Source organism: Microbulbifer variabilis (genome assembly GCF_023716485.1).
In the GTDB taxonomy this organism is placed as follows: domain Bacteria; phylum Pseudomonadota; class Gammaproteobacteria; order Pseudomonadales; family Cellvibrionaceae; genus Microbulbifer; species Microbulbifer variabilis_B.
On record NZ_CP092418.1, the window covers coordinates 1999850 to 2018638 of the forward strand.

General features: G+C 51.3%; 15 protein-coding genes. 9 read left to right on the forward strand and 6 right to left on the reverse strand.

Annotation, left to right across the window (positions count from 1 at the left end; translation table 11 throughout):
• Positions 1-363 precede the first annotated feature (363 nt).
• Entirely contained in the window at positions 364-585 is a 222-nt protein-coding gene (locus MJO52_RS08955) for a DUF2970 domain-containing protein (protein WP_252085595.1), read from the reverse strand.
• Positions 586-595: 10 nt separating this feature from the next.
• On the reverse strand, positions 596-4291 hold the full coding sequence (metH, locus tag MJO52_RS08960) for a methionine synthase (protein ID WP_252085596.1): 3696 nt from the start codon (positions 4289-4291) through the stop codon (positions 596-598).
• Positions 4292-4548: 257 nt separating this feature from the next.
• Between metH and MJO52_RS08965 the strand changes: the two genes are divergently transcribed.
• The 8 genes from MJO52_RS08965 (at position 4549) to MJO52_RS09000 (ending at position 11612) form a co-directional block, all read left to right on the forward strand.
• Positions 4549-5571, forward strand: coding sequence for an NADP-dependent oxidoreductase (locus MJO52_RS08965; RefSeq protein WP_252085986.1), 1023 nt, complete (start codon positions 4549-4551; stop codon positions 5569-5571).
• Between the two features lie 41 nt (positions 5572-5612).
• Positions 5613-6293: a type 1 glutamine amidotransferase domain-containing protein gene (locus MJO52_RS08970; RefSeq protein WP_252085597.1), complete on the forward strand. Its 681-nt coding sequence runs from the start codon at positions 5613-5615 to the stop codon at positions 6291-6293.
• A gap of 117 nt (positions 6294-6410) precedes the next feature.
• Positions 6411-7001, forward strand: a complete 591-nt coding sequence (gene nfuA / locus MJO52_RS08975) for a Fe-S biogenesis protein NfuA (protein WP_252085598.1) — start codon at positions 6411-6413, stop codon at positions 6999-7001.
• A 302-nt stretch (positions 7002-7303) separates the two neighbouring features.
• Positions 7304-8164, forward strand: coding sequence for a patatin-like phospholipase family protein (locus tag MJO52_RS08980; protein ID WP_252085599.1), 861 nt, complete (start codon positions 7304-7306; stop codon positions 8162-8164).
• A gap of 35 nt (positions 8165-8199) precedes the next feature.
• A complete protein-coding gene (locus MJO52_RS08985) occupies positions 8200-9078 on the forward strand; it encodes a patatin-like phospholipase family protein (RefSeq protein WP_252085600.1) in 879 nt (292 codons plus the stop codon).
• 127 nt (positions 9079-9205) lie between these two features.
• Positions 9206-10084 (forward strand): patatin-like phospholipase family protein, encoded by an 879-nt coding sequence (locus tag MJO52_RS08990; protein ID WP_252085601.1) that lies wholly within the window; start codon positions 9206-9208, stop codon positions 10082-10084.
• Between the two features lie 234 nt (positions 10085-10318).
• Positions 10319-11194 carry a patatin-like phospholipase family protein gene (locus MJO52_RS08995; RefSeq protein ID WP_252085602.1) on the forward strand — a complete coding sequence of 292 codons (876 nt, stop codon included), beginning with the start codon at positions 10319-10321 and terminating at the stop codon, positions 11192-11194.
• Positions 11178-11612, forward strand: a complete 435-nt coding sequence (locus MJO52_RS09000; RefSeq protein ID WP_252085603.1) for a nuclear transport factor 2 family protein — start codon at positions 11178-11180, stop codon at positions 11610-11612. Before MJO52_RS08995 ends, MJO52_RS09000 begins: the two co-directional genes overlap by 17 nt.
• A gap of 68 nt (positions 11613-11680) precedes the next feature.
• Here MJO52_RS09000 and MJO52_RS09005 read toward each other — a convergent pair whose 3' ends face one another.
• From MJO52_RS09005 to MJO52_RS09015, 3 genes are all read right to left on the reverse strand, one after another.
• Positions 11681-12682, reverse strand: coding sequence for an endo alpha-1,4 polygalactosaminidase (locus MJO52_RS09005; RefSeq protein ID WP_252085604.1), 1002 nt, complete (start codon positions 12680-12682; stop codon positions 11681-11683).
• Between the two features lie 177 nt (positions 12683-12859).
• The gene (gene hrpB / locus MJO52_RS09010; protein WP_252085605.1) at positions 12860-15436 is read right to left on the reverse strand and encodes an ATP-dependent helicase HrpB; all 2577 of its coding nucleotides are present in this window, start codon (positions 15434-15436) and stop codon (positions 12860-12862) included.
• Between the two features lie 105 nt (positions 15437-15541).
• A complete protein-coding gene (locus MJO52_RS09015; RefSeq protein ID WP_252085606.1) occupies positions 15542-17095 on the reverse strand; it encodes an MFS transporter in 1554 nt (517 codons plus the stop codon).
• Between the two features lie 319 nt (positions 17096-17414).
• Between MJO52_RS09015 and MJO52_RS09020 the strand changes: the two genes are divergently transcribed.
• Positions 17415-17876 carry a cupin domain-containing protein gene (locus MJO52_RS09020; protein ID WP_252085607.1) on the forward strand — a complete coding sequence of 154 codons (462 nt, stop codon included), beginning with the start codon at positions 17415-17417 and terminating at the stop codon, positions 17874-17876.
• A gap of 154 nt (positions 17877-18030) precedes the next feature.
• Here MJO52_RS09020 and pcp read toward each other — a convergent pair whose 3' ends face one another.
• Positions 18031-18699 (reverse strand): pyroglutamyl-peptidase I, encoded by a 669-nt coding sequence (gene pcp, locus MJO52_RS09025; protein ID WP_252085608.1) that lies wholly within the window; start codon positions 18697-18699, stop codon positions 18031-18033.
• Positions 18700-18789: the final 90 nt, after the last annotated feature.

Genomic DNA, 18789 nt, shown 5'->3' on the forward strand with positions numbered 1-18789 from the left:
TGCCGCTGCCTGCGGCTCACCTACTTTGAATAACAATAATGTGTAATCGGAGAAATTCGATGAAGGAAGAAGTAGCTGTTACCCCGGAAGAAGACAATTTCGCAGATGCCATCGCCGCTGTAGCTCTGGTCGCTATCTTTGTTGCAACCTGTATTTTCTGGGTTGCTACCCGCTGAACCATTTGATGTCCCGACCCGGAGCCAAGCCGTACCGGGTACTTCTCCGTAAATCCCTCTTTATAACCCACAGCAATACCTTCCATAGGGCTATCTGCTAGGGTTGAAATCTATTTATGCAGAAATTTGAGTGATCAAGCGGGCGAGCTGCCCGCTTTAGCTGAGAGAATTCTAGTGGGAGAGAGCTTTAGCCCATATTGCCCAGTACGGTCTTTACGATCAGTATCAGGGTTAAGACAAACAAAATGGTGAAGACAATTCCGGCGACAACAAAGTGCATCATGCTGCCGCTTTGAAAGTCCTTCTCTCGGTTCTTGTTGCTCTGAACTCCAATGGCCCCTGCCAAAGTGCTTAGTACAATCTGGCCTAGTCCGGGCTTCCTTGCTCGTTTCTTATTATTTTCCTGCATGGGGGGATCCTCATTCTTCGAGATTTGGGCGCAGCCAGCGCTCCAGTTCCTGTTCACTAATTCCTTTGCGCTTGGCCAGGCTTTGCAGCTGGTCCCGACCGATTTTACCGACATTAAAGTATTTGGCCTGCGGGTGGGCGAAGTACCAGCCGCTGACTGCGGCCGCTGGCATCATGGCGAAATGCTCGGTCAGGCTGACCCCGGCATTTTCTTCGGCGTTCAATAAACTGAACAAAGTCGCCTTTTCTGAGTGGTCCGGGCAGGCGGGATAGCCGGGCGCCGGGCGGATACCCTGATAGGCTTCTTTGATTAGCTGCTCATTGCTCAACTCTTCATCTGCCGCATAGCCCCAGTATTCCTTGCGTACTTGGCGGTGCAGGGTTTCAGCAAAAGATTCTGCCAGTCGGTCCGCCAGGGCCTTCACCATAATTGCGTTATAGTCATCGTGCTTGGCTTCGTAGCTCTGTGCCAGTTCGTCGGCGCCGATGCCAGTGGTAACTGCGAAGCCGCCGACATAATCGATATAGCCGGAATCCAGAGGCGCGACAAAGTCTGCCAGTGAACGGCACAGACCATCGCCGCCCATCTTTTGTACCTGTTGGCGAATATGATGTAAACGCGCCAGTTCATCATTGCGCGCTTCATCTTTGTACACAATGATATCGTCGCCGACGCTATTGGCGGGCCACAAACCGAACACGGCGCGGGCGCGCAGCTGCTTTTTGGCAATCATCTCTTTCAGCAGGCGCTGGGCATTGTGGTAGAGATCGCTGGCAGCCTCGCCGACCACTTCATCCTTGAGGATAGCCGGATACTTGCCCGCCAGATCCCAGGATAAAAAGAAGGGTGTCCAATCAAGCGTATCGAGGAGGTTTTCCAGGGGAAAATCTTCGATAACGGTAATTCCCAATTTTTTGGGTTTTACGGGTTGGTAATTTTGCCAGTCGAATTCAGGGGCGTTATCGCGGGCTTCCGCATAGGTCAGCCGGGTGTCGTTGCGCTTTCTATTCGCGGTGCGGGTGCGCACCTTTTCATATTCCGCGCGGACCTTTTCAACAAAGGCGGGGCGCAGTTCATCGGAAATCAAGCTGCTGGCCACCCCCACAGCGCGCGAGGCATCGGCCACATACACCACCTGATTGCGATTGAATTGGGGATCAATCTTTACTGCGGTGTGGGCCTTGGAAGTGGTGGCACCGCCAATCAGCAGAGGAATATCGAACTTCTGGCGTTCCATTTCTGCGGCGACATGCACCATCTCATCAAGGGAGGGGGTGATTAAACCGGACAGGCCGATAATGTCACAATTCTTTTCCCGGGCGGTTTGCAGAATAGTTTCTGCGGCTACCATCACGCCGAGGTCGATTACCTCGTAATTGTTACAGGCCAGCACCACCCCGACGATATTCTTGCCGATATCGTGCACATCGCCTTTTACCGTGGCCATAAGGATACGGCCGTTGGGCCGGCTGTCCTCGGTTTTTTCCGCTTCGATAAACGGTTGTAAATAGGCGACGGCCTGCTTCATCACCCGTGCCGATTTCACCACCTGGGGCAGGAACATCTTGCCCTCGCCAAACAGGTCGCCAACGATATTCATACCGTCCATCAGCGGACCTTCGATCACATCCAGGGGGCGGCTGCTATTGGCGCGGGCCTCTTCGGTGTCTGCCTCGATATAGTTGTTGATGCCTTTTACTAAGGAGTGCGCCAGACGTTCTTTGACCGGCAGCTCACGCCAGCTGAGGTCTTCCTTGCGCGCAGTGCCGCCGCCTTCACCCATATATTTGGGGGCGATATCCAACAGGGCTTCGGTGGCTTCGTCATTGCGATTGAGGATGACGTCTTCCACCTTTTCCCGCAGTTCTTCAGGCAGCTCGTCATAAACTGCCAGCTGACCGGCGTTGACGATACCCATATTCAGGCCGGCTTTGATGGCGTGGAATAGGAATACAGAGTGGATCGCTTCGCGCACTGGGTTGTTGCCGCGGAAGGAGAAAGAAACGTTGGAGACGCCCCCACTGATCTGAGCACCCGGTAGATTCTCACGAATCCAACGGCAGGCCTCAATAAAGTCCACCGCGTAGTTGTTGTGCTCTTCAATACCAGTGGCGACAGCGAAAATATTAGGATCGAAAATAATATCGGTGGGATCGAAACCGACTTCTTCTACCAATACCTCATAACTGCGCTTACAGATTTCGATTTTGCGCTCAAAGGTATCCGCCTGACCCTGCTCATCAAAGGCCATCACCACTACGGCGGCACCATAGCGCAGGCACAGTTGCGCCTTCTCAATAAACTCCTCTTTGCCTTCCTTAAGGCTGATGGAGTTCACGATGGGTTTACCCTGAATACACTGCAGCCCGGCCTCGATCACCTCCCATTTGGAGGAGTCCACCATAAAGGGCACCTTAGCGATGTCGGGCTCGGTGGCTGCCAGGTTGAGAAAACGGCGCATGGCGGCGTGTGCATCGAGCATCGCCTCATCCATATTGAAATCAATCACCTGCGCGCCATCTTCCACCTGTGCGGCGGCGACCTGCAGGGCAGTATCGTAATCCTCTTCCAGAATCAGTCGCTTGAAACGGGCGGAGCCAGTCACATTACAGCGCTCGCCCACATTGACGAAGAGGGCGCTTTCGTCGGCCACAAAAGGCTCCAAACCGGAAAGGCGTAGAGCCGGTTTGATCTCGGGCAACTGGCGCGGAGGGATATCGGATACCGCCTCTGCAATGGCGCGGATGTGTTCTGGAGTGGTGCCGCAGCAACCGCCGAGAATATTGATAAAACCACTGCGGGCAAATTCCGCCACGATCGCCGCGGTTTGCTCCGGGGTTTCGTCGTATTCGCCAAACTCATTGGGCAGGCCGGCATTGGGGTGCGCGGAAACATAAGTGACACAGGCACCAGATAGGGCCTCCACATAGGGGCGCAACTCAGTGGCGCCGAGGGCACAGTTAAGGCCAACGGAGATGGGTTTGGCGTGGGCGATGGAATAGTAAAACGCCTCGGTAGTCTGGCCGGAGAGGGTGCGGCCGGAGGCGTCAGTAATGGTGCCGGAGATCATAATCGGCAACTCGAAGCCCAGCTCCTCAAACAGCTTCTGCATGGCGTAAATGGCCGCCTTGGCATTGAGCGTGTCGAAGATGGTTTCAATCAGGATCAGGTCACTGCCGCCCTCTATTAGGGCGCGGCCGGCTTCCACATAATTGTGTACCAGCTCATTGAAAGTCACATTGCGCGCACCCGGGTCGTTGACATCTGGGGAAATACTGGCGGTGCGAGAGGTAGGGCCAATTACCCCGGCCACCCAGCGGGGGCGCTCTGGGGTGGAGAGGGCATCCGCCGCGCGCCGGGCCACTTCTGCAGAGGTTCGGTTCAGCTCTACTACAAGATGTTCCATGTCGTAATCAGACTGGGACAGCTCAGTCGCATTAAAAGTATTGGTCTCGATAATGTCGGCGCCAGCTTCCAGGTATTGCCGGTGGATTTGTTCGATCAGGTAGGGGCGAGTAATGCTTAAAAGGTCGTTATTACCTTTCAGATCCTTATGGAAGTCAGCAAAGCGGGCGCCGCGGTAATCTTCTTCCTGTAATTTTTCCCGCTGAATCATGGTTCCCATAGCGCCGTCGAGAATCAGGATGCGCTGAGCGAGCGCGGCTTTGAGTTGCTCCAGGCGTTGATTGCGGGAAAGCGCAGACATTGACCAATCCTTAATTGTCTATGGCGGGAAAGGCATCAATCTTAGCACACGGATACTTGTCAACAGGGGCTAAATTGATGGACAAAAAATACCACGACACAATAACCGGTAATTTTTTGCTAACGGCGTGCAATTTATATCTATAGTTTGGCCTTCAGCAGACATAAAAGCTCAGGAGAGGGCCTGGCTCGCCAATGGTACAAAAGGTTGTGCCAAGTGAAAGTCTGGCTCAGTGAAGGAGGCACATCGTGCAATCAATGGATAAGAACCGCCGGGTTGTATTGGCTTCCCGGCCCGAAGGGGCACCGAGCGAAGACAATTTTAGTATTGAGGAGTTGGGGGTGCCCGAACCTGCTCGGGGTGAGGTGTTGTTACGAACGGTTTTTCTTTCCCTGGACCCCTATATGCGCGGCCGTATGAGTGATGCCAAATCGTACGCAGAGCCGGTACCCCTGGGGGGCGTTATGGTGGGTGGCACAGTAAGTCGGGTGCTTGTGTCACACCTGGATGATTTCGAAGAGGGAGACTGGGTGCTGGGATATTGCGGATGGCAGGATTATGCAATCTCAGATGGTGAAGGGTTGGTGAATCTTGGTAAAAATCCCAGCCATCCCTCCTATGCACTCGGTGTTTTGGGTATGCCGGGTATTACCGCCTATTACGGGCTGCTGGAAATTGGCCAGCCAAAAGCAGGGGATACTCTGGTTGTCGCTGCAGCTACTGGCCCTGTGGGCTCCACTGTAGGGCAGATTGGTAAAATTCAGGGATGCCGGGTAGTTGGTATTGCCGGTGGAGCAGAAAAATGCCGCTACGCGGTAGAGGAGTTGGGCTTTGATATCTGTCTCAACCACCGAGCAGAGGAGTTTCCCGAGCAGTTGGAGGAGGCCTGTCCAGACGGTGTGGATGTGTATTTCGAAAATGTGGGCGGAGATGTATTTGATGCGGTTTTACCGCTTCTCAATGACTTTGCCCGGGTTCCCGTGTGTGGGCTGGTTGCTCACTACAACGCTACGTCACTGCCCGAGGGTCCGGATCGCCTGAGCTTGTTGATGCGTGAAATCCTTACCAAGCGCCTTAAAATCCAAGGATTTATTATTTTTGATCAATATGAGCGCTTCGGCGATTTTATTATTGGTTTAAGTCACTGGGTTGGCGAGGGTCGCATCAAATACCGTGAGGATCTGGTTGAGGGGTTGGAAAAAGCGCCCCGCGCCCTGATGGGGTTATTACAGGGGGAGAATTTTGGCAAAGTCGTGGTGCGCTTGGGTACCGACGATTAATTGCAGAACTGAATCAATAACAGGCACCAGGGAGGTCGCCGATGAAAATTTTAATGGTTTTGACTTCACACGATAAGCTGGGCAATACCGGTAAGAAGACTGGTTTTTGGCTGGAGGAATTTGCCGCGCCTTACTACGTCTTCAAAGATGCCGGGGCGCAAGTTACTCTGGTTTCCCCCAAGGGCGGGCAACCACCGCTAGACCCCAAAAGTGATGAACCAGATTTCCAGACCGATGCCACCCTGCGTTTCCGTCAGGATCCGGCAGCCCAGCAAGCGCTTGCCAATACGGGCAAGCTTGCCAATGTGCAGGAGGCGGATTTCGATGCTGTTTTTTACCCCGGTGGTCACGGCCCCCTTTGGGATCTGGCAGAGGATAAGGATTCCATTTCCCTGATTGAGGCGTTCTATGGGGCTGATAAGCCGGTTGGTGCTGTGTGTCATGCACCGGCCATTTTTCGCCATACCCGGCGCAAAGGCGGCCATCCCTTGGTTTCCGGCAAGAGTGTCACTGGCTTTAGTAACTCCGAGGAGGAGGCGGTGGGATTGGTGGATGTTGTGCCCTTTCTGGTGGAGGGTATGCTTAAAGATCGCGGAGGTAACTACTCCAGCGAAGACGATTGGGCACCCTATGTGGTCGTGGATGGCAAGCTGGTCACCGGTCAGAACCCCGCTTCTTCGGAGGATGTGGCACAAACCCTGATGGGAATGATCCCTGTTTGAGCCATTTTTCGGGGGGCTGCTCGCGGCCGTTACCCTCACGAAAAACACACCGGTTTCACTTGGGCGTTTCTGAGAGTAAAATACCCGACAAAGAAGCTCGGTTATTTGAGAAGGCTTATGTCAGAACTGAATGTCACCATCACTGAATCCGCGCAGGAGTACCTGAAGGAACTGCTGGCCAAGCAGGACTGCGAGGGAATCGCGATTCGTATGTTTGTCTCCAATCCAGGTACTCCCAGTGCCGAAACTTGCATTGCCTACTGTCGCCCCGGCGAGGAGGAGGCAGAAGATGTGGTGATGGAGATGAACGGCCTCAAGGCCTACTTTGAAGGCCGCAGTGTGCCTTACCTGGACGATGCCAGGGTTGACTACTCCTCCGATAAAATGGGTGGCCAGCTCACCATTCGCGCGCCCAACTCGCGAATGCCGAAGATCACCGATGACAGCCCAATAGAAGACCGTATTAACTATGTACTCTTCAATGAGGTAAACCCCGGGCTGGCGGCTCACGGGGGCCAGGTGAGCCTGGTGGAGGTCACAGAGGATAAATTTGCCGTGTTGAAGTTTGGCGGCGGCTGCCAGGGTTGTGGCATGGTGGATATGACCTTGAAAGAAGGTGTTGAGAAAACTCTAAAAGAGAAAATCCCCGAACTGGCCGGTGTTAAAGATATTACCGATCACACTGATAAGTCTCAGGCTTATTACTAATAGTTGGGTCCGTATGCTCTTCCCGGAGAGCATTAAAAGGCGAAGTAATACTTCGCCTTTTTTCTTGCTTATCTGAACTGGTTAGTTCCTCTTATGATTTTGCCTCCCTTCTTACCTGTCGCTGCACCCCTTATTAACTTCTGAAGGCGCCTGGGCCGCCCCGGACTTTGCCTGCCCCGTATATATTTTAAAGACCTCTTGGATTTGTAGCTGGGGTGGTATCCACGCTCAAAAGGGGTGTATGGCGCCTTGTGGGCGCTCTGACTTCAGTGGCTATAGCGGGCAGGCCGGGATAGAGTTCTATGTTCGATCAGGTGGTATTCGCCGGTGGAGGAGTGCGCTGTACCTGGCAGATTGGGTTTTGGCAGTCTGTTGCAGACAGGATTCAACTTAGACCCAGGGTGGTGAGTGCCGTCTCAGCCGGCGCCCTGGTTTCCAGCCTGATATTGATGGGCAAGTCCTTGGATGCAGTAGAGTATTTTGCCGAGGCCTTCGAGGAAAATCCCAGTAATGTTCACTGGGGCAATCTCTTTCGTAAAGACCCGCTATTTCCCCATCACCACATCTACCGTAATGGTATGAACCGACTGTTTGAGGGTGGTTTTGAACGCCTGCGAGAGGCTGCAGAAATGCGAATAGCAGTTAGCCATTCGCCGGGCTGGTTAAATGGCTCTTTAGCACTAATTATCGGAGTTGGTATTGATTACTCCGATACCTTTCTCACTCGTTCTCTGCACCCAAACACCGCCAAGCGCCTTGGTTATCGACAGTCCTTTTACTCGGTACGAGACTGTAACAATGTGGGAGATCTGCAAAAACTGATCCTCTCCTCCTCTTGCACGCCACCTTTTACGCCCAGACAACAGGACGGGGGTAGAGAGGTTCTGGATGGCGGTATCGTAGATAGCGTGCCGGTAGGTGGGCTTAAGCCGGGGCCAGGCCAGGTACTGATTCTGTTAACCCGCAATTACCCCCAGTACCCAAATCATTTCAGTTGCCAAAAGGGTGAGCAACTCTGGACCTATGTGCAGCCGAGCCGGCCCTTGCCGGTGAGCGTCTGGGATTTTTCCAATCCACAGAGTGTGTGGCAGGCCTTTGATGCGGGTTATGCCGATGGGGAGGCATTCCTGGCGGCATATTCTCCAGAGGGGAGCGCCAAGTGAAGAATTGGGTTATTGCTAGGTGGAGCAATTAAAGGGTGTTTGATCAGGTGGTATTTGCCGGTGGGGGTGGCCGCTGTACCTGGCAAATTGGGTTTTGGGAAGTGATTGCCGACCAGATAAAGCTCAAACCGAGAGTGCTCACAGGGGTTTCTGCGGGGGCCATGATTGCAGGTTTGATATTGATTGGTAGAGCAACTGCTTCGGTGGATTACTTCTCATCGGTATTCAATGCGAATCCTCGCAATGTGTATTGGAGAAACCTTTTGGGCAAGGCGCCAGTGTTTCCCCATTATGAAATCTATAGGGAAGGTATCCAAGAGCTATTTAGCGACCGCTTTAAAGACTTGAAATCCGCCGCGGAACTCAGGGTTGCTGTTTCCCGGCCACCCAATTGGCTGCCAGCATCAGTGGCATTGGCTGTTGGAGGGGCAATTTATTATTCCAACAAATATTTGCACCGCAAAATGCATCCAAAAGTGGCGCGGCGGTTGGGTTACAAACAGGATTTTTTCTGCGCTCAGGAATGTACTGATATCGGAGAATTTACGCAGCTGATCCTGAGTTCATCGTGCACACCACCATTTACGCCAAGGTTGAGTTTGGCGGGGAAAAAAGTTTTGGATGGTGGGGTAGTGGACAATGTACCGGTTGAGGGCATTGACCCTGGTGAAGGGCGAGTGCTTATTTTACTGACCCGTCGCTATCGGGGCTTTCCCGATTGGTTTACCCAGTCTCAAGGCAGGCAATTGTGGACTTATGTGCAGCCATCACAGTCGCCCCCCATTAGTGTTTGGGACTTCACTAATCCTGAAGGCTTGATCAATGCTTATGAAATAGGGCGCCGCGATGGACGTATATTTATGCAGAACATGTTGGCTGAGCGGGGTTTTTATACGGGCTCGCAGAAAAAGTAACCCGGTATTTTAACCGGCATAAACAGTTGCCAAGAGATGATTGCTACAGATTAGATTTCTTCAACGGGGGAAGTTCGGTAAGTGCCGGCTCAGGAAGAGCGGTACAGTGGTAACAGGGAGCTTTTCAATGTTTGATCAGGTAGTTTTTGCCGGCGGTGGCGGCCGTTGTATCTGGCAGATTGGTTTTTGGGAATCTGTATCTGGTGAAATCAATCTATCCCCCAGAGTGGTGAGTGCTGTGTCGGCGGGTGGTCTTGTGGCGGGCTTACTGCTGATCGACAGGGGCCCGGAGGCGGTGGACTATGTTCGCTCAGTTTTTAGTACCAATCGCAAAAATATCTATTGGGGTAATTTATTTAGGCAGGAGGCGGTTTTTCCTCAATACGCTATCTGCCGCGATGGGATTCGACAGCTGTTTGAAAACGGGCCTCAGGCCCTGCAGAGTGTGGCTGAGCTGCGTCTGGCGGTTAGCCACCCGCCCGCCTGGATGTACGGCCCTTTGGCGCTAACTTTTGGTGCAGTTATTTATTATGCCGACAAGGGATTTACCCGCAATCTGCACTCCACGGCAGCCACTAAACTTGGCTTCCGCCAGAATTTTTACCGCGCTCAAGATTGTAAGAATATGGATGAACTGGAACATCTAATTCTGAGTTCCTCTTGCACCCCCCCATTTACTCCAAGGCTCCATCTGAATGGCAGGGAAATTCTGGATGGCGGAATCGTGGACAATGTGCCGGTTGGCGGTTTGGATAGCAAAGAGGGCAGGGTGTTAATCCTGCTAACCAGTCGCTTCCGTGATTTCCCTGACTGTTTCACCCAGCGTCAAGGTGAACAGCTATGGACCTATGTGCAGCCCTCTAAAACGTTGCCGATTAAAGTGTGGGATTTCACTAACCCGGAAGCGGTTAACAAGACTTTGGAGATAGGTCGAGCTGATGGTAAGGCCGTATTGAGAAGGCTTAGAGAGGGCTCAACCCTTAGTGATGACCTAATCGCGCTTTAAGTTAATTTTGTTGGTTAATTTTAAAAGTTGGGTGGCTCCGCGTGGGAGTAAAGGGGGCTGCTTTCTTGGTGGAAATACCGGGGATGGCAGTGCTGAGGCCCCTGGTTGCACTAGCCTGCTGAATCCATTAGCTTATGCAATTAGTTGCATATAAGCTTTGTGCGGCGGTGCCCTAAGTGGAGAGCGGTTTTAGGCTTTATAAGGGCAGTTTGCCCATTGAACAGGAAAGGATGCATGTTTGATCAGGTTGTATTTGCAGGTGGCGGCGGTCGCTGTACCTGGCAGATTGGCTTTTGGGAGTCTGTTGCCGCAGAAATCGGGCTTTCTCCAAGGCGGGTAACCGCAGTTTCTGCTGGGGGGTTGATGGCAAGCCTGATCCTGATGGGGCGAATTGAGGAGGGTAGGGAGCACTTCTGGTCGGCTTTTGCCGCCAACCGCAAGAACGCTTATTGGGGCAACGTGCTAAAGAAAGAGCGGGTGTTTCCCCAGTACGGCATTTACCGCAATGCCATGCTGGAGTTATTTCGCGATGGCCTTGAGCCACTGAGTGCGGCCGCAGATCTGCAGATTGGTGTTGTACACCCGCCGCGCCTTTTGCCTGCTGGGTTGGCGTTTGGGGTGGGGGCTCTGGCCTATTACACCGATAAGCACTTATTGCGCAGTCTTCATCCAAAAATAGCTCTGGGGCTGGGCTTCAAGCAGAACTTTTACCGCGCACAGGATTGCCAGAGTGTGGAAGAGTTAGTGGAGCTCATTCTTTGCTCATCCTGTACGCCGCCTTTTACACCGCGTTTGCGTCGTGCAGGAGATCCCGTACTCGATGGTGGGGTCGTGGATAATATCCCCGTGGCTGGGCTGGATAGTGAGGCGGGGCGGGTGCTGATACTGCTCAGCCGCTGCTACCCCCGTTACCCAAACCGCTTTACCAGGCGCCGCGGAGAGCAGCTTTGGACCTATGTGCAGCCCTCGCGGCCGCCTTATCTCAGCGTTTGGGACTACACCAACCCTGAGTTGGCACAAAAGACTTACGAGCTCGGCCGTACCGATGGTCGGGAGTTTTTACAAAAACATATGCTTGAACAGGAGATGCTCGATGAGCAATACCAATAACCCAATAGCGGAGTCAATCGCCCTGTGGCACGAGATGGTTGCGGAGCGGGACCTCAGTCGCCTGCCCACTATCGTTGCGGAGGATGCGGTTTTCCGCTCACCGGCGTTCTTTAAGCCTTACCACAGCTCTGCGGCGGTCTGCCTGATCCTCAATACAGTGATGCAGGTATTTGAAAGCTTTGAATACGATCGTAGCTTCACCACCGAGTCAGGTCACGACCTGGCTTTGGAGTTTAAGGCCAGCATCGGTGACAAGAGCCTTAAGGGGCTGGATATCATTCGCTTTGATGAGAATGGCAAGATCGTGGAGTTTGAGGTGATGATACGTCCCCTCAACGCCCTGCAGAAGCTGGCGGAAGAGATGTCCGGCCGACTGTCCCAGTATGTGACTCAGTACAAGGACTCCCAGCCGGCCTGATTCCCAATTTCCACCCATCCAGTTGGTGATGGGTGGAGTTTTAGGCTCCATGAAAGTGAGGTTTACGCTTATTCCTCGGTTTCGAGGGAATCGAAATACTCAAAAACGTCGATGCCATCCATATAAGCACCATCGAAGCCCGCATCTACGATCCTGAAGATATAGGAGCTGTTGTTGCCATAGATAATGTCCTGCCAGCCGGCTTTCCAGTACTCCACGTAATAGTTGCCCGATTCATTGGGGACTTCGTCCAGTAGCCAGGCCGGTGGATCGGCGGGCCAGGAGCTTTGCCAGTAGTAGCGGTTACTCTGGGCCATGCCAATATTGACATAGGCCATCAGCAGGCGATTCCTGCCATTGTTCTTCTTCTTTAATTGCTTGATCTGCTCTTCTGTATAGGTCTGGTTATCCCTAAAGAATAAGTCGATGATCAGCAGGTCGTAGTCGGTTTCGGATAACTTGTCCACGAATTCCTGGGGTGTGGAGAAGCTCGTAGTATTGGTGATATTAAGGAAATTTTTGACATCTTCCAGTTTATCAATGTCGTCATTGTTCACATTGAAAGGTTTTTCTGGGTAGGAAGGAATATTGTCCAGAAGCGTATCGTCGGCAGCGAAGGAGACGTAGCCGGCGTTTTCGTTCTTCTCGTAAGACTCGTCAATATTGCGTTCGCTATTGGCAAAATCGGTCACCAGGATTTCACGGCCTTTCTCTTTGGCCAGGTTGAGATAGTCCTGCAGGCGCTTACTTTCAGTTTCACTGGTGGGTTGGTCTACATTACCGTTCTGCCCAAAGAAGACCGCCTCCTGGGCGATACCATCGGTAGAGTTCACATAGGCGTCATCTACCGGGCCATTGGTCCTGGTATTGGTGGTGATCAGCTCAATACCGTTTTGCGGAACGATAATAAAGTCTCGCTCAAGGTCCTTTGCATACTTGCTGATATCCTCCACAAACAGGCGCATTTCTTGATCGTAATCGATATTTACGGGAATAATGATGTCAGGTAAATCATCACTACAGCCAAGAAAGAGTAGTGGGCTGAAAAATAGCGCTAGCTTCCTATGCAAGGTCGTTCTCCAACTAGATGTAATAGTTAAGCTTAGATGTTTTGTCTGTTAGTAATCTATTGGCAGAAAAGTACAGATATTGTTCCCCATTGGCAAACGCCAACTTAAATTGCTGCAATCTAGTGGGGGATTGCTGAATGCTGACTTAATAGGGCTGAAAAGCTTGATTTGGGGCTCTTAGGAGCCCCTGGGGTTATCCATTCTCTTTTTAGTCTTGTTGGTGGCGACCGCGGTACGGGGGTCATCTGGCCAGTAGTGCTTCTGATATTTGATACGCAACTCCTTTTTGACCTCTTCGTAGGTGTTTGCCCAAAAATTAGCCAGATCGCGAGTGATCTGTACCGGGCGACGAGCAGGGGAGAGCAGGTGAATCATTAGCGGGTATCCCCCACGCAAAACTGCGGGGGTTTGTGCCAGGCCGAAGAGTTCCTGTAAGCGCACTGCCAGGATTGGTGGGGATGCTTCGTAATCGATAGCAATGCGTGAGCCGCTGGGTACGGTGTAGTGGCTGGGAGCCAGCTCATCAACTTGCTGAATATGGGCCCAGTCGAGTTGTGCGCGCAGAATATTGAGCAGGTCCAGCTGCTTGAGCTGCTCAAATTTATGGAAGCCATGTAGATGCGGTAATAGCCAGCGCTCAAGGTCCTGCAACAGCGTATCATCACTCAAGTTGGGTAGCGGAGTGTCTCCCAGTAGAGATTGACCACTTTCCTCTGTTCGCAAAAATTCCACTCGTGCGCGAAATTGCAGGGCTTCTTTACTCCAGGGCAGTAGCGAGAGTCCTTTCTGGCGAATGGCATCGAGTAGTGCCCGGCTCAATAACTCTGATGGAACATCTTTGGCGACTTGCTGCTGCAGCACTAGTTTGCCCAGTATGACCTGCTCCAGGGCTTCGGCACGCCCGGCGGTATCATCCCAGCGAATAGTGGTATTTAGCTCGATTTGGTCGGCAAAACAGCGCTGTAAGGCGTTTTTTGAAATTGGAGCGGCCAGCTGGATTCTCGCATCGCGCCCCAGTCCATCCAGTTCGGCAACCACAAGGAAGTCGCCGAGAGCCAGGGCGTCTTCGTGCGAGAAATATGCGCCTCGGCCGCTGCAAAGCAGGTAGCGGCGTGCACTATCTTGGCGGCTTTTGGCAATTCTATCCGGATAGGCGAGCCCCAATAGCACCCCGATTCTATCGGCCTGGTCAATGCTATCGCTGTTACGAGGTTCTTGCGGCTTGAAATCCTTTAATTGCCCCTGCCAAGTGTTGGCCTGCTGGCGAATACGTTGCACCGCACCGCGGTCGATATTTTGCCCCTTAGAATGGGCCTGTAGTGCTTCGATACGTTTGCTGATGTCTCTATCCCAGCGTGCTTCTCCCCGGAAGATATCCCTCTCTGACAGTAGCGCCGCGAGTAGGCAGGCCTGTTGTGATAGATGCCAGTCGAGGCTGCGAAGCATCATATGGGCGAGGCGTGGATGGCAACCCAGGGTGAGCATGGCGCTGCCGTGTGGAGTGATGCGCAAGTCTTGGTCTAGTGCGCCCAGTTGCTTTAATAGTGCCTGGGCTTGGGCTAGAGGACCTGTGGGGGGAAGGTCCAGCCAGCTCAGCTCGGTGGGATCACTGACTCCCCACTGGGCTAATTCCAGCGCCAGGGGGGCCAAATCGCTGCGTATTATTTCGGGGGTGTTTTTACTGCTGAGGCTGCGTTGGCGGCCCTCGCTCCACAGTCGCAGGCAGAACCCTTCGCTGAGGCGCCCGGCGCGGCCGCTGCGCTGGGTGGCAGAGGCTTGTGAGATTCGGCAGGTCTCCAGCCGATTCATACCGCTGTTAGGATCGAAGCGAGACTCTCGCATTAAGCCGGAATCCACAACTATGCGGATTCCCTCAATCGTCAGGCTGGTTTCTGCCACATTGGTTGCTAGCACCACTTTGCGTTGATCGGGAGCGGCCGGAGCGATGGCCTGATCCTGCTGTTCGCGGGTCAAGTCTCCATAGAGTGGGGCGAGAATAATACTATCTGGTTTGAGATCATCCGCAGAGGCGAGTTGTTCGCGCAGTAACTCCTCTACCTTGCGAATCTCTGAAACTCCCGGAAGAAATGCGAGTACACTGCCTGACTCTTTGCGAAGTGCTTCGAAAATCTTGCGACTCATGAGCGCGGGCATAGAGCGGTGATCTTCCGGCTCCTCCCGCTGACCAAGGTAATCGATATGTACGGGGAAGCTGCGCCCCTCACTACTGACCACTGGCGCACCGCCGAGCACCCTGGCTACCGCCTCGGTTTCCAGGGTTGCAGACATTACTAATAGTTTCAGGTCTTCGCGCAGATATTCCTGGGATTGCAGGCACAGTGCCAGGGATAGGTCGGCTTGCAGACTGCGCTCGTGAAACTCATCAAAAATAACCAGCGAGGTTTCTGACAGTTCCGGGTCAGACTGCAGCAGCCGGGTAAGAATACCTTCGGTAACAACCAGGATACGGGTTTTCGCACTTCGCCGCCGTTCCCCGCGTACCTGGTAACCCACAGTCTCGCCTAGCTTCTCTCCGAGCTGGGCAGCCATACGTGCCGCAGCCGTGCGCGCAGCCAGGCGACGAGGCTCCAACATAATGATATTGCGTTGCCCCAACCAATCGGTTTCGAGCAGGGCCAAGGGAACAACGGTAGTCTTGCCTGCGCCAGGAGGAGCTTGCAGTACCACATTGTTGTGTATTTCCAGTGCTTTGAATAACTCTGGTAGGGCGGAATAAATTGGTAACTCTGGCATAGCAGAGAATTATAGAGGATTAAGGGGTGTGAGTGTATGGGGCTATTGTACTCCTACAAAGTAGTAATTATTTGGCACTGAGTACTATTTGTAACTGATGACTACTTATAATGCCCCATCTTTGCTAAGAAACTGAGTGGTATTTCTGAAAAGTAAACTAGCCAGTAACCCAGTGAGAGATAAGCAGAGAAAAGCGATCATTAACGAATGAAATCCAGAGTGAAATGATGCTTGTCCCCACTCCAAAACTTGAGAATGTAGCGAAGAATCTGGGAAAACTCTTGTTATTTTTTTAAGAGGTTGAGCTCCAGTTATAAAGGGGAGAACATCCAGCATATTAACTTGGTGCTCATTGGAGAGAGTTTCTTTTGAGAGCTTTGTGAAAGTTCGGACACTGACAGTGCTTACTATTATTCCTGTGAATGATATTCCTGCAGCATACCAGAGGTAGGTGTTAGAGATGAACAGCCCATAAGCTGCTCCCTTTTCATTTTTTGGGGCACTTTGAACTGCTGCAAGATTGGTTGAGGAGTACATTATTCCAGCAGTAATGCCCATAAAAACCATGCCGAATATGAGGTAATGCCAGGACAGTTTATCTGGCATCAGTATTAGTGATAGAGCAGCTGTTAGGCAGGTAAATTGGGCAAAGACGATGGAGGGGATGGGGTTGAATTTATTATTGAATATTCCAGCCGCAATTGAGGAAAAACATAAGAATATTGTCATTGTGAGAATGATGAGGCCAACCTTGGCAGCTTCATAGCCAAGTATATTCTCTAGGTATAAAGGTAAAATAAATAGGAAAGAGCCAAATATCATTTGAAAGCATGCGCGAGTTATAAGTAATCCTTGGAAAAGTTTGTTTTGGAGTAGGTTCAGGTTTATCAATGGTTGGGATAGGGTTCTCTGCCAAAGGAAAACAAAAATTAAGATAACTAAAGAGGATGCAAGAGGTAGAATAAACTGAAAGCTGGCTATTCCTTTGTGAGGTTCAAGGTTAAGTGAAAGTAATATTAGGAGGTAGGCCGCTAGAATAAGAAATCCTGATTTGTAATGAATATATATTTTTTTGTTTTGAGAATCTCTTTTTGCGAAAATTTGCAAGATGGTGAGACATAGCAAGCATACAGGAATATTGATTAAAAAGGCCCATCTCCAACCCAGGTGGGTGACAATAAAGCCGCCTAGAATCGGGCCTATTGACTGAGCTGTAGCGGTAAAGATCACCAGTAGGCCAACGGCTAGGCCTTGTTCAGACTTTTGAAAGTGGCTTTCCGCTAGAACAAAAATCATGCCGAAAGAGGCTGCCATGCCAGATCCTTGTATAAACCTGCCGGCGATTATGGTCTCAAGGTTGGGGGCTGCACTAGCAATTACTGATCCTAGAAGAAAAATGGTTATGCCCAGCATGAGGGTGTTTTTATGACCAAATCGATCTCCAAACTTACCCGTAGTAATGATTAGCCCGCCCATGGCAATAAGATAAATATTGTTAACCCACTGCAGCTGATATATTTTTGCGGAAAAATTTTCTCCTATAGTAGGGATCGCAAGGTTGATCACGGTGACATCAATATTGATGATCATTAGGCCAAGTCCAAGGCCGCCTAGTACCCACCATCGATGTTGATAAGGAAGTTCCGTTTGCTTACTCATGCCGTCCAATTAATCATGACTTTAGGGGAAGTGAGGGGATCTTTTTAGCTTGTAAGTAAAATATCTCAATAAATTAATATGTATCTGCTATCAGAATTTTGGAGTGTCTTTAGTGTCTCTAGAATCTCATTATGTATGGTAATTGAATGCTTGATATTAAAAGTTATAGCTTTGTTATAGGGGAGCTATTACTTATTGGGTTGGACAGTAACAATATATGACAGTGATGTTCATTATTTGCTTGCCTACTTTAACCTATCAAATTTTAGGGGGCATCTATTGTTGATTAAGTTGATCTGAAATCTGAGTGGAGAAGGGTATGGGGCTAAATTTAAGGCGTGTAGTAACAGGGCATGATAATTCTGGTAGACCTATTGTGGTTCTAGATGACAGCGGTGAACATATATCTAGCTGGCGCTCGTATATGGAACAGCAACAATTCTGGACAACAGTTGAGCTGCCCGTAGAGATTGACTCAGAGAATAGTGATAAGGGCGCACGTGAGGTTGGCACTGTGATACCTGGTGGCTCAATCTTCAAGGTGGTGGAGTTTGGTCCTGGGGTAACTCCTCGTATACACCGCACAGATAGCTTGGATTATGCAATTGTACTCTCCGGAGAGATCGACATGGAGATGGGGGAGGATACGGTAATCCACTTATCGGAAGGTGATGCTTTAATTCAGCGAGCTACCGTTCATAACTGGGTCAATCGGGGAGATAAACCCTGCAGAATTGCGTTCGTATTAATCAGTGCCCAGGGCGATACTGCTATCGGTTAGCGACGGGCTATTAAAAGATAGTGGGGAAGGATACGCCACCCATGAGTTAAGTGAAGAATTATTGATTGTGAGCCTATCGGAGCAGGCTTGCTATTCATTAGAAATACATCTCTCTGGGCATCAGGCGGTGTAAATATACAACGCTGAAACCGGGCTAAATTTGGGGCTTGGAGAGAATAGGTTCATCAATATCCTCAGTGTGCCCCAGTGCAGCTTCAATTCCGGCATGCACTCCGAGAGCCGCTGTCTCTCTCGACATGCTGGGAGTGCCGATGTTTTCTGCCAGCGCGGCTACTTGAGGTAATTGAGGAAGGTGTATCCAGCCTGCGCGAATATCCAGCTGATTGGTAATAATATAGTGAAGTACCCCGTACATCAGGTGGTTACAGCAGAAGGTGGCGGCAGTGTCGGAAATATCTGCGGGAGCGCCGGCATTGCGCATGGCTTTCACCATGGCGCGAAGCGGTAGATTACTGCGATAGGCCACCGGGCCATTGGGTATGGTGGGCTCATCCTGCATCTCCACCCCGCGGTTATCTTTAAGGCGGTAGCGTGTTGAGTCATTATAGTTTTGTGCGATTCTCTCTACAGTGATAACTGCACGGCCGGCATATTCACCGAGCATCATCACTATTTGTGGGCGAAGTTCGTTAATAGCCCTCGTGACGATCTCGATACATTCGAAAAAATTATTTGGTACAAGTAGACCGCAGACTTCAGCGCTGCCAATACGGGTGCCATCCAGTACACGCATCACGGATTCGGCCGGGTTGATTGGTGTATGGCCAAAGGGTTCAAATCCAGTAACAAGAACTTTTGTCATGGCAGTTTATTGTTGATAGTAATTCGATGAGATCCGTATCTAACTAAATCCCCGAATTCACATTTATCAGATCCGGGGTTTTTAGCTCCT

What these genes read in the sequence shown, in the direction of transcription:
- MJO52_RS08955 (WP_252085595.1), bottom strand. Translation starts at nt 585, where the DNA reads ATGCAGGAAAATAATAAGAAACGAGCAAGGAAGCCCGGACTAGGCCAG.
- metH (WP_252085596.1), bottom strand. Translation starts at nt 4,291, where the DNA reads ATGTCTGCGCTTTCCCGCAATCAACGCCTGGAGCAACTCAAAGCCGCG.
- MJO52_RS08965 (WP_252085986.1), top strand. Translation starts at nt 4,549, where the DNA reads ATGGATAAGAACCGCCGGGTTGTATTGGCTTCCCGGCCCGAAGGGGCA.
- MJO52_RS08970 (WP_252085597.1), top strand. Translation starts at nt 5,613, where the DNA reads ATGAAAATTTTAATGGTTTTGACTTCACACGATAAGCTGGGCAATACC.
- nfuA (WP_252085598.1), top strand. Translation starts at nt 6,411, where the DNA reads ATGTCAGAACTGAATGTCACCATCACTGAATCCGCGCAGGAGTACCTG.
- MJO52_RS08980 (WP_252085599.1), top strand. Translation starts at nt 7,304, where the DNA reads ATGTTCGATCAGGTGGTATTCGCCGGTGGAGGAGTGCGCTGTACCTGG.
- MJO52_RS08990 (WP_252085601.1), top strand. Translation starts at nt 9,206, where the DNA reads ATGTTTGATCAGGTAGTTTTTGCCGGCGGTGGCGGCCGTTGTATCTGG.
- MJO52_RS08995 (WP_252085602.1), top strand. Translation starts at nt 10,319, where the DNA reads ATGTTTGATCAGGTTGTATTTGCAGGTGGCGGCGGTCGCTGTACCTGG.
- MJO52_RS09000 (WP_252085603.1), top strand. Translation starts at nt 11,178, where the DNA reads ATGAGCAATACCAATAACCCAATAGCGGAGTCAATCGCCCTGTGGCAC.
- hrpB (WP_252085605.1), bottom strand. Translation starts at nt 15,436, where the DNA reads ATGCCAGAGTTACCAATTTATTCCGCCCTACCAGAGTTATTCAAAGCA.
- MJO52_RS09015 (WP_252085606.1), bottom strand. Translation starts at nt 17,095, where the DNA reads ATGAGTAAGCAAACGGAACTTCCTTATCAACATCGATGGTGGGTACTA.
- MJO52_RS09020 (WP_252085607.1), top strand. Translation starts at nt 17,415, where the DNA reads ATGGGGCTAAATTTAAGGCGTGTAGTAACAGGGCATGATAATTCTGGT.
- pcp (WP_252085608.1), bottom strand. Translation starts at nt 18,699, where the DNA reads ATGACAAAAGTTCTTGTTACTGGATTTGAACCCTTTGGCCATACACCA.